Here is an 11,889-nt window from a genome sequence, read left to right on the forward strand (position 1 = left end):
CAAAACACCGATGGCTAATAAAGGCTTAACTGCTAAAGATGGATTAAACGGCAAAAACGCCAATGATAAAGCCAACGCTTTACGCAATGGTGAGGCTGGAACTGTGGTATTTACCGATAAAGACGGTAATCGTTTGGTCAAAGCCAACGACGGTAAATACTATAAAGCGACTGACGTGGACGATAAAGGTAACGTGAAATCTGCTGCTAATGGTCAAGTTGCACCAAAAGCAGTGGACAATCCGCAACTTTCGTTGGTCAATACCGGTGGTGAAACCGATAAACCTGTGGTGCTGGGCAACGTGGCAAGCGGTTTGGGTATTGATGCCGACAAAGCGAAAGAGCATGCCGAAAACGTGAAAAATGCAGGCGAAGCAGTGAAAACCGAAGCACAGGCGGTGGCGAAAAAAGTAGACGATATGTTGACGCTACAAACAGCAAAAGAGGCGAAACAGGACGCCATTGACGCTCTTGAAACCGCATTGTCTTTCATGCCGGAAACTACACCGGAGGAAAAAGCGGCGAAAGAGAAAGCCAAAGCTAAGATCGAGGGCGAAAAATCAACATTAGCCGACATTAACTCGAAATTGGATAAAGCGAAAAAAGAGGTTGAATCGGCACAAGGCATATTAAAAACGAAGCAAGAAGCCTATCAAACCGCCTTAAAAGCAAAAGATGGCGCTGTCAATAAATTATTGTCGGGCGATGCAAGCGTCGATGTTCACCGCGGGGCAAACTTGCAAGACTTACAAGCCTTAGGACAAGCGGGCTTAAATTTTGAGGGCAATGACGGCGTGCCTGTTCATAAAAATTTAGGCGAGAAATTGACCATCAAAGGCGAGGGCGAGTTTAACAGTGCGACCACGGCGGCGGGCAACATTAAAGTGGAAGCCTCCGAGACGGGACTGGAAGTCAAACTGTCCGACAAGTTGAAAAACATGACCTCTTTTGAGACTCGTGAAGTGGACGGCAAACAAGCACGATTGGATAGTAGCGGATTAAGCGTCCAAAACAAAACCGGCAAAGAACAAGCCAAATTAAGCGAAAACCGTTTAGCATTCTATGAAAACGGGGCGCTGGGACTGAATTTGGACGGCAAATCCCGCGCCTTAAGAATGGGTGAACAAGAGATTATTAAAGTCTCCGAACGGGGTGAAGCTTTGGTTTCCGATCTGAGTCCACACAGTTCGGGACAAACGATCGCCAATAAAAACTATGTGGACAGTCAATTGGGCGCTGCCATTAATCGCTTGGATAATGTCATCAGTACCAATAATCGCAACTTGCAGGCAGGCATCGCTGGAGCAAATGCCGCTGCCGCTTTGCCTACAGTAGCGATCCCGGGTAAATCGACTGTTGCGTTGTCCGCAGGGACTTACAAAGGCAGAAATGCGGTAGCGATAGGCTATTCTCGCCTAAGCGATAATGGTAAGATAACACTGAAATTACACGGTAACAGTAACTCTGTCGGTGATTTCGGCGGTGGCGTGGGTGTCGGCTGGACGTGGTAGCCTGAGCACTATGACCGTAAAAAGCAGTGAGAAATCACTGCTTTTTTATCACAAAATCAATCCTTATTAAGTGTTATGCTTACAAACGAAATAAAAGTTACTAAGCTCGAAGCAAGGTTGATTTATTCAATAGGAAATAATCGCTTTTATTGCTTTTATGTTCACGAGCTTTTTCCTGAGCATAGCGAACAAAAAATCCGACCTAAGCCGGATTTTTATTATATGCAATCAACGATTTTGACATCCTCCCCTGCCTAAAGATGGGGGATTCCTACCAGCTCCCACAGTAAACTGTGGGCTACTCTCGGTGGGTTCTTGGCTTGAGACCGCTTATGCGGTTCACCTCACAAGCGCTACGGCGATGTCCTCGCCTGAAATGCCGTCATTGAGAAAGCCTAAGCGTATTGTTAGCATGCATGATTATACTCCGTTTTGTGCCTTATATCTACGCTCTAAAGGACTTAGGTTGCACGATCAGATAAATCATCAATAACCACATAAACTTTAGTTGTCGGTCCATGGACACCAACCACTTTTACCAATTCAATATCTGCAGTGGAACTTGGACCGGAAATGATATTGATACAAGAAGGCATTCTTTCGCCTTGCTGTGCTTTAGCATGCAATATTTCTGCTAATTGCGCAACGCGAGGAAGAACGGTACTTTTGCGTAATACCACAATGGATTTTTCCGGCAATAAACTGACCGAACGTCCGCGATCTTTATCGGAATAAAGTACGATTCCGCCCGATTCTGCCAATCCGTATTCCGCATAAACAATGCCGATATTCGCTTTTTCAGCCTGTGCTAGATTTTCCTCGCCTTTTGCCGGATCCCAAATATGAGTAGTGTATTTTTCACAAATCGCCTGCGTTAATCCTAAGACCTCTAAACGGCTATCGTTATTTAACACTACCTCACCGCCACCGTATTTTTCACATATTGCAATCACCGTTGCTTGAACATTTTCTTGTTTAGTTTCAATCACATCTACCATCATGACTTTAGCAAAATCAAGGAATGCTTGGCAACGCTCGACTTGTGATAATTCGGTTAAGCGCGTTTTCGGATAATCGTTTTCCCATTTCGGCATTGGTTCCGGAACCAGTTGGCGTGGACGTCCCATTTTCTCCGCAAGTTTATTTAAAAAATGCTCTCTATTTTGCAAATCCATTATTTTGCCCCTCTTTTGTCGAACCAATCTCTGAAACTTTGTCCCTCTGCACTTGGCAAATCACGCGCTTTTGTCCATTCCGCTAATGCACCGATTTGCACAGGTGCTTTACCATTTTTGATCAATTTTGCTGCCATTTTCGCGCCAACATTAACGCCAATTTTCCATAAGGTTGGGTGCGAATTCGCAAAATTAAAGCCAAAGATAGATAACCGTTCTACACTCGGCGTCATTCCGTTTTGAGCAATATGCTCACGATGTTTCAAAATGAGTTGTGCTAACGGAATTTTTACCGGGCAAACTGAGTTACAAGAGGTACATAACGAACAAGCATATGGCAATTCTTTAAATTCTTTATATCCGCCAAGTAATGGAGAAATAACGGAACCGATTGGCCCCGGATAGATAGAACCATACCCATGACCGCCAATTTGACGATATGCCGGACAGGTATTTAAGCAAGCCCCGCAACGGATACAACGTAAAACTTCTTTAAATTCGCTTTCTAGAATTTTAGAGCGTCCGTTATCGACAATCACTAAGTGGAATTCTTCCGGACCGTCAGTCTCCCCCTCAAGGCGAGGTCCGGTTAACCACGTATTATAGCCGGTTAATTTTGCCCCAACCGCACTGCGCGCCAACATTGTAATCAACACATCCACTTCTTCAAAAGTCGGCGCAATACGTTCCATCCCCATAACCGCAATATGTGTTTTCGGCACAGTTGTGGCTAAACGTAAGTTCCCTTCGTTTGTCACCAAACAAACGCTACCTGTTTCCGGTACCGCAAAGTTACAACCGCTAACCCCAATATCCGCCTCTAAGAAATCTTCACGAATTTTTTGACGAATAAATAAAGTCATCGCTTCCGGCGTTTCGGGACCGTCATAACCTAATTTTTCTTGTAATACTTTTTGGATCTGATAACGATCTTTATGAATTGCCGGCACCACAATATGAGAGGGTTTATCTCCGGCAATTTGTAAAATATATTCACCCAAATCCGTCTCAACGACCTTAATGCCTTCCGCTTCCAATACGTGGTTCATGCCGATTTCTTCGGTCACCATGGATTTGGATTTAACAACTTTCTTCGCCTTTTTGGCTAACGCTACTTGGCGAATATAGTTAGTGGCATCTTCTGCGGTTTCGGCAAAAAACACTTTACCGCCATTTTGCATCACTTTCTCGCTCAATTGATACAAATACGCATCTAAATTAGCTAAAACGTGATTACGGATTTGTTTGGATAAATTACGCCATTCTTCCCAATGCCCTAATTCATTTGCCATATTTTGACGATTAGTGCCAATACGCTCCTGTGCCATCACAATGGCTTTACGCATAATTTCATTGTGAATTTGTTCGTCAACTCGTTGTTTAAATGCAAGATTACTGGTTTTTAATGTCATTTTAATTACCCTCCTGCATCAACACTTCGGCAATATGCATTACCTTAATATTTTTCCCTTCACGACGTAAACGCCCGCCAATATTAATTAAGCAACTCACGTCCGCACCAATTAAATAATCCGGCTCAACCTCAGAAAGATGCTCAACTTTTTCCTTAACCATTTCCCCTGAAATTTCAGCCATTTTTACCGAGAAAGTACCGCCGAAGCCACAGCAAGTTTCCTGATTTTTAATCGGTAATAACTGCAATCCCTTAACTTTTTGTAATAAGGTAATAGGCTCATCCACAATACCTAATTTACGAAATAAGCTACACGAAGGATGGTAGACCGCTTTGCCGGGTAAGTATGCGCCCACATCAGTAACGCCAAGGGTATTAACAATAAAATCAGTGAGGTCATGAAAACGTTCTGCGACTTTTTTCGCCCGCTCTGCCCATAGGGCTTCATCAAAACGTTCAAAATATTGTGGATAATTTTTTATCGCATATACACAAGAACCTGCCGGAGCAACGATCGGATAATCATTTACCTCAAAGGTTTGCACTAAGTTTTTCATCCCCTCAAGCGCCTGTTTGGTATAGCCACTGTTAATCGCCGGCTGCCCACAGCATCCTTGTTTTTCTAAAAAAACTAATGTTGCATCCTAGCTTTTCCAGCAATAACACGCTATTTTTAGCTACACCTGATTTGACCACATCAGCAATACAGGTCACAAAAAAATTCACGTTCATAATTACTCCAATAACTGCTTTAAAATAAAGAACAGGTATAAGTATCCTGATACTTATACCTGAAAAATTTAATTTCTATTATACCCCATAAAATAATGGAATGACTGTCAAGGCGATAACTGCGGCAATAATACCGTAAACCGCCATTGGTACAACAGTTTGTTTAATGATCGCCCCTTCTTTATTGTTAATATTCAATACAGAGCTTACTGCAACAATATTATTAATACATACCATGTTCCCCATTGCACCGCCGACAGATTGTAACGCCAACACAACAGAAGCAGAAAGTCCGGTAATTTGAGCGGTTGATAATTGTACGCTACCGAATGTTAAGTTAGAGACGGTATTTGAACCGGAGAAGAATGCCCCAACCGCGCCTAAATAAGAGGCGAACCATGTCCAATATTCACCGGTTGCATCAGCAAAGCTTTGTCCAATGATTTTTACCATAGAATTATCACCGCCCACCAACATCAAGTTCACCATGATCAATGCACCGACTAAAGCAAGGAATGGATTACGCGTTTGTTTAAAGCTACTTGAGAAAATCTCTTTAACATTGCCGGCAGAAAGTGCAAAGACCGGAATGGCAATTAACACGGAAACAACAAACGGAATTAATGCCGGTACATACAGTAATTTGTAATTGGCATTGATTGTCGTATCAAAAATGTTTTTCAAACTGAATACTAAACCTTGGCTAATATCAAATACACCTAAAGAGCCTAATTTCACGCTGAATAAAGAGGTCATATCGTTCATCATCTCTTTAAACGGTAATTGTTGCAAACGGGTTACGATCAAAATCATAATCAATAAACCGGTTGGGAATAAGGCTTTAGCAACCTCACCTATTGTCGTGGTATTGCTTAATTTATTTTCTACTTTCGCCAATCCGATACCTTTATTTGCCAAAAATACAGAAATAAACAGACCGATTGCGCCGCCTACCAAAGACGGAAATTCATAATTGACTTGTGCCAATAAGAAATAAGGAATGATACAAGAGAAAATGGATAAATAAATATAAACGATATTTTGACGAATTTCTTTACCGGTGGCAATAAAACGCAATGCCATCACAGGAATCACGATCGCAGCAAACGAGTGAATTAATGCAGTCATCGAACCGATTTCCAAAATTTGTGATTCCGGCAAGTTTAGCGGACCAAAACCGAACCAAGTCGGCGTCCCTACCGCACCGAAAGAAACCGGTACCGAGTTCATCACCAATGCCAACATCGCGACCTTCAACGGAGGGAAACCTAAGCCAACTAAAATTGGTGCCGCAATCGCTGCCGGCGTACCAAAGCCACTCGCCCCTTCAATCATAAACGCAAATGCCCAACCGATAATCATCGCCTGCGCAATTGGGTTCGGGTTAATGCTCCCCAACCATTTACGCAACGTATCCGTTGCGCCGGAAACTTCGGAAAAACGGTTAAATAAAATCGCGCCGAAAATAACGGTTATCGGTGTTTGCACTGCGACTAACGCGGACACAATATTGGCACTAACAAGTTTGATATCTGTACCAAAGAAAATTAATTGAATAATTAACACCACCACCGCAATCCAAGGCAACGCTACATAAGACGGAAGGGCGTTACGTTTTACCATCAAATAAATTAATAAAACGATAGGAAAGATACTAAGAAAAAGAGCCATAAAGACACTCCTACATAAAAGAGATTATTTTGTGTTATTCAAGGAGACATATTCTAATCTAATTTTAAACTTTCGTAGTCGTGGGAGGCAAGGCACACAGGGGATAGGAAAAAAAAAAAAAAAGATAAAGATCACAATATTTTTACTAAAATATAACATTATTTGAAATATTAAAAAATATTAAGTGAATATGAATAATATTTCATCAAAAAATCAGTTTTCATCAATTAAAACGATTTAAATTTTTACCGCACTTTATTCAAAAACGCACTGTTCATTCGCCTAAATAAGGATTAATGAATAGCTTTAATCGGTAAATAGCGATATTTTAAGTGAATAACTAAAAAGAAAATTGCCCCAATCATTGCTAATGTACCGCCGATAATACCGATATAATTTAGCCCTAAACCGGTCATGATTTGCTGACCGATTAAGGCGCCGCCACCAATCCCGATATTATAAATACCGGAAAAAATCGCCATTGCCACATCCGTCGCATCCGGTGCTAATTGTAATACGCGTACCTGCAAACTTAACCCGACGCCGGCAATACCAATCCCCCAAATAAAAACCAAGAAAAATAACAACATGTGTTGCTGGCTGAAGAACAATAAAGAAAATAATGCCGCGGTTAAAATTCCCATGGACAATAATAAAAACTTAGCCGGTCCAAAACGATGATAACGATTAAATAATAAGCTGGCAGCAATACCGGATAAGCCAAATATTAATAATATTCCCGTTGTTAAACCCGCCGGCATTTGGCTAATATGTAGCATAAAGGGTTCAATATAACTATACACGGTAAAATGTGCAGAGATAATAATAATGGTTAAAATATATAGTCCTACCAAAAAAGGACGCTTAAATAATATCGGCACGCTACGAACAGTTCCGGCATTTTTGCTCACTAAGTGCGGTAATAATTTATACAAAAATAACAAAATCATCACTGCTGCCACGGCAATCAAGGCAAATGTTACACGCCATCCAAACATTTGCCCAATCAATCTGCCCAACGGTAAACCAAGAACCATAGCCAATGCACTGCCCATCGCCAATAAACCCAACGCTTGAGCTTTTTTATCTTTTGGCGCCAACCGCACCACCAAAGAGGCGGTAATCGCCCAGAAAATCGAATGAGCAATTGCCACGCCAATACGCGAAATCAGTAATACCCAATAATTCCAGGCAACCGAAGATAAAATATGGCTGGCAATAAACAAAATAAAGAGTTTAATCAATAGACTACGACGCTCTAAATTGGCGGTCAGCAACATAAACGGCAGTGATAACAACGAAACGATCCAAGCATAAATCGTGATCATCAAACCAACTTGCGACACGGGCATGGAAAAACCTTTCGCAATATCTGACAACAACGCGACAGGGATAAATTCAGTGGTATTAAAAATAAAGGCAGAAAATGCCATACAAATCACTCGCCAGAGCTTAACGCGTCTGACAATTTTAGGCGACAACATGAGCAATAAAGTCCGAGAAAAATAAAGGCTTATTTTATCATTTGAGCAAAGAATGTAAACTTTTTCCGACTATTTCCGGCTAATTGAGCAATTTTTCCCGCAATAAAGATCGCAGCTGATCGCGGAAATCTTTATTAAATTTAATTTCATATTGTGGCGAATCACAGCGATCAAAAAAGCGGATAGGCAACGCAAATTTCGGATACTCACGCAATCCAATATTCAAAGTGACATCACATTGCATAGTAAACCAATCGGATATTCCGCGACCTTGCACCACAATCGTTGAAGTATCCAATTCAATATTATCAAACAGCAATTTTCCGCCCTCCCAACGGGATTGCACGGTTAATGTGTTAAACGCCGTATCCATATTTTTACTTTGCAACACCTGCTCATCATAATTGATCGGCAAATATTGACCGGCTAAGGAAAGCAAATTTAAACCTCGCAATTCTCCCTTATGAGTTTCTGAATAAAATTCACTTTCCAACAAATTTCCGTCTTGCCACAACATTGCAGCGGAAAAATCAGTGCTTCCACCGGCAACCACCGGTAGCTTCACCGCAGCTAATACGCGATCTAACGGCATGGCATTCAGCCACAAAAGTGCGGTTATTTTTTTATCTGAATGTTCTTGCCAACGCCCTGTGATCATACAATCTTGACATAATTGCGTGACAGACACTTCTTGGCGTGCAGTATTCAACACGATTTTCGGCGATCCTAATAACGCCTGATTGAGGTTCAGATCTTGAATTGCTATCACATACTTCGCCGCATCTGTCCGTTCAATTCCTCCCTCATGCCACGCTATATCAAATTGACGATTTCCGTTATACGTCGGTTTTTGCAAATCTAATAAAATTTTGACCGCACTTACCACTAACCGGCGATTTCCTAAGGTAATATTTGCAGAAAAATGCAGCTCATCTTGCGCCGACGAGCTAAGATTTCCGTTGAGATGAAAATGAATTTCCGCCAAAGTGCGGTCGAAATTTAACGGATTTTTGAGACTTTCCACAAAGGATGTCCAATTATCCGACGATAAATTAGTATCGGAAAATTCTACATCACGCAAAATCCAATCTGTGGCGGAAAAATTCCCTTGCGTCAATTGCAGTCGATCGAGAACAAAACGCCCGCCAAGCAAAGGAAATAGGGCAAGTTTCAAAGTGGCTTGTTTAAAACCAATGCGTTGATCTTGATAAGAAAAATGCGGAGATTCAAGGGAAATTTGCGGACTGGGGAAAAAATGCAAATTAAGCGCGGAAAATTGAATTTGCTGCTTATTGAGCAGGGCGATAACTTGCTCGCGCGCGCTGTTTATTTGCACATAAAAAAAGGCGGAAAGTGCTAAAATGATGACAATTACCCCGCCAGTCACTTTCTTTATCATCTTGATTTCCCTCTTATTTATCTTCATCAATGCGGCTCGCTACCGCATTTTGTTGGTTTTTATATTTCGCATTTTGCCGACGATTATAAGGTCTTGCCGCCTCGCCGCTTAAGACTTCAAAACTCAAGGCACCAATGATCATATTCGGACGTAATGCCAATGGCAATTTGCCGGAGTTAAAAAATTCCAACACAATTTTACCATGCCACCCCGGATCGATACGGTGTGCGGTGACGTGAACCATCAAGCCTAAACGCGCAAGAGAAGAACGTCCGTCCAACCAGCCGATCATATTCGCCGGCAAGGTCACTTCTTCCAATGTTGTGGCTAAAGCTAAATCACCGGGGTGTAAGAAAAAGGCTTCATTTTCGGCAATAATAATTTCCTCACTCATCACCGCATCTAATTGTGCTGAAACCTCTTCTTTGGGACCGCTTAAATCAATGTAAGGTGCAGAATGCTCACGAAAAACGCGAAAAGAATTACCCAATCTGACATCCACCGTCGCGCCATTAATCTTATCATTACTTGGTCTTGGCACCAGTGAAATCCGCCCCTCATCCAAATAACGCTCAATATCGGTATCACATAATCTCATAATTTTCTCTACTTTTTCCCTAGCAAATGTCGAATTTGTGCTTTTAACATATTGATGGCAATACGATTTTTACCACCGCGCGGAACCACGATATCCGCATACTGTTTCGACGGTTCGATAAATTGTAAAAACATGGGACGAACCGTGGCGCGATATTGTTCGATCACCGATTCCAGCGAACGCCCGCGTTCTTGCATATCGCGTTTTAGGCGACGAATAAAACAAATATCCAGTGGCGCATCAACAAAAATAGAAACATTTATTTCTTGCCGTAATCGTTCATCAGTTAAAAGTAAAATACCTTCTAAGATAATGATTTCTCTTGGTTCAAAATGCGTTACTTGTTGCTTACGCGTGTGTTCAACATAATCATAGACCGGAATATCTACCGATTGACCGCTTTTTAGTGATTTTAAATGGGCAATCAACAAATCACGATCCATAGAATTCGGGTGATCATAATTGGTTTTTATTCGCTCCTGCATAGCAAGATGACTTTGGTCTTTATAATAACAATCTTCGGAAATAATGCCTATCGCACCTTCTCCGATTTCATCACAAAGTTCCCGATAAATCGTTGTTGCGATAAGGCTTTTTCCGGAAGCAGAAGCTCCGGCAATAGCAATAATGATACAAGAAGACGATTCAGACATAATACAAACCTTTGTAAAAAAACAATCTGCATTATAAATAAAAAACAAGAAAAAAAGCGATTTTTTATAAAATAAAAATAAATTTTTATTTTGTGAAAAACTTCACGGTATTCACCATCAATTTGGCGTAATATGCGCTAAATTGATATTGTAAATATCTGTATATCAGTATTAACCAAATTCAAGGAGCTGGGAGGTTTCAATGAAAATAAAAGCAATTTCTTTTGTAATTTCGACCGCACTTTTAACCGCGGGTTTAGTATTTAGCGCACAAGCAAACGCGAAAGGGCGCTTGGTGATGTATTGTAGCGCGACCAATGAAATGTGCGAAGCGGAAGCCAATGCCTTTGGTGAAAAACATGATGTCAAAGTTTCTTTTATTCGTAACGGTTCGGGCAGTACCTTTGCCAAAATTGATGCGGAAAAAAATAATCCGCAAGCGGATGTTTGGTATGGTGGAACCTTGGATCCGCAATCACAAGCCGGGGAATTAGGCTTATTGGAAGCCTATCGTTCACCGAATGTGGATCAATTGGTAGAACGTTTCCAAGATCCGGCAAAAGTAAAAGGCAACTTAAGTTCAGCAATTTATATGGGAATTTTAGGCTTCGGCGTTAACACTGAACGCTTGAAAAAACTCGGCATCACTGAAGTACCAAAATGCTGGAAAGATTTAACCGATCCGCGTCTGAAAGGTGAAATTCAAATTGCTGACCCGCAAAGCTCCGGCACCGCTTATACCGCCATCGCCACTTTCGTCCAATTATGGGGTGAAGATGAAGCCTTTAATTACTTTAAACAATTACATCCAAATATTTCCCAATATACCAAATCAGGCATTGCACCTTCTCGTAACACTGCACGCGCTGAAACCACGGTAGGAATCGGTTTTTTACACGATTATGCGCTGGAAAAACAACATGGTGCGCCAATTGAAATGATTGTTCCTTGCGAAGGTACCGGTTATGAATTGGGTGGCGTTAGTATTATTAAAGGTGCGCGCAATATGGAGAATGCAAAATTATTTGTAGATTGGGCGTTATCCAAAGAAGGACAGGAAGCGGCATGGAAAAAAGGGAATTCACTTCAAACCTTAACCAATACTACCGCAGAACAGTCACCAACCGCCTTTGACCCGACAAAATTGACCCTAATCGACTACGATTTTGAAAAATTCGGCGCGGCTGATGAACGTAAGCGCTTGATTACAAAATGGGTTGATGAGATTAAATTAGCTAAATAATCCTTATTAT

General features: G+C 41.4%; 9 protein-coding genes and 1 pseudogene. 2 read left to right on the forward strand and 8 right to left on the reverse strand.

Annotation, left to right across the window (positions count from 1 at the left end):
- Nucleotides 1-10 precede the first annotated feature (10 nt).
- Complete coding sequence (locus CFY87_RS02790; RefSeq protein WP_094945779.1) at nucleotides 11-1,510, forward strand: YadA C-terminal domain-containing protein; 1,500 nt, start codon at nucleotides 11-13, stop codon at nucleotides 1,508-1,510.
- Between the two features lie 461 nt (nucleotides 1,511-1,971).
- On the opposite strand, the gene CFY87_RS02795 is transcribed toward CFY87_RS02790, so the two are convergent.
- The 8 genes and pseudogenes from CFY87_RS02795 to udk form a co-directional block, all read right to left on the reverse strand.
- Nucleotides 1,972-2,685, reverse strand: a complete 714-nt coding sequence (locus tag CFY87_RS02795) for a LutC/YkgG family protein (protein ID WP_094945780.1) — start codon at nucleotides 2,683-2,685, stop codon at nucleotides 1,972-1,974.
- Nucleotides 2,685-4,097, reverse strand: coding sequence for a LutB/LldF family L-lactate oxidation iron-sulfur protein (locus CFY87_RS02800; protein WP_094945781.1), 1,413 nt, complete (start codon nucleotides 4,095-4,097; stop codon nucleotides 2,685-2,687). The genes CFY87_RS02795 and CFY87_RS02800 overlap by 1 nt, the downstream gene beginning before the upstream one ends.
- Nucleotide 4,098: 1 nt before the next feature.
- Nucleotides 4,099-4,831, reverse strand: a pseudogene (locus tag CFY87_RS02805) ((Fe-S)-binding protein).
- Between the two features lie 78 nt (nucleotides 4,832-4,909).
- Nucleotides 4,910-6,502, reverse strand: coding sequence for an L-lactate permease (locus tag CFY87_RS02810; protein WP_094945782.1), 1,593 nt, complete (start codon nucleotides 6,500-6,502; stop codon nucleotides 4,910-4,912).
- Between the two features lie 293 nt (nucleotides 6,503-6,795).
- Nucleotides 6,796-7,986: a sugar transporter gene (locus tag CFY87_RS02815; RefSeq protein WP_094945783.1), complete on the reverse strand. Its 1,191-nt coding sequence runs from the start codon at nucleotides 7,984-7,986 to the stop codon at nucleotides 6,796-6,798.
- A gap of 79 nt (nucleotides 7,987-8,065) precedes the next feature.
- Nucleotides 8,066-9,385: a hypothetical protein gene (locus CFY87_RS02820; protein WP_094945784.1), complete on the reverse strand. Its 1,320-nt coding sequence runs from the start codon at nucleotides 9,383-9,385 to the stop codon at nucleotides 8,066-8,068.
- A gap of 13 nt (nucleotides 9,386-9,398) precedes the next feature.
- Nucleotides 9,399-9,983 carry a dCTP deaminase gene (gene dcd / locus CFY87_RS02825; protein ID WP_094945785.1) on the reverse strand — a complete coding sequence of 195 codons (585 nt, stop codon included), beginning with the start codon at nucleotides 9,981-9,983 and terminating at the stop codon, nucleotides 9,399-9,401.
- Nucleotides 9,984-9,991: 8 nt separating this feature from the next.
- Nucleotides 9,992-10,636: a uridine kinase gene (udk, locus tag CFY87_RS02830; RefSeq protein ID WP_094945786.1), complete on the reverse strand. Its 645-nt coding sequence runs from the start codon at nucleotides 10,634-10,636 to the stop codon at nucleotides 9,992-9,994.
- Nucleotides 10,637-10,838: 202 nt separating this feature from the next.
- Between udk and CFY87_RS02835 the strand changes: the two genes are divergently transcribed.
- On the forward strand, nucleotides 10,839-11,879 hold the full coding sequence (locus tag CFY87_RS02835) for an ABC transporter substrate-binding protein (protein WP_094945787.1): 1,041 nt from the start codon (nucleotides 10,839-10,841) through the stop codon (nucleotides 11,877-11,879).
- The last annotated feature ends 10 nt before the right edge of the window (nucleotides 11,880-11,889 follow it).

This window comes from Actinobacillus seminis, from assembly GCF_002263215.1.
Taxonomy (GTDB): Bacteria; Pseudomonadota; Gammaproteobacteria; order Enterobacterales; family Pasteurellaceae; genus Actinobacillus_B; species Actinobacillus_B seminis.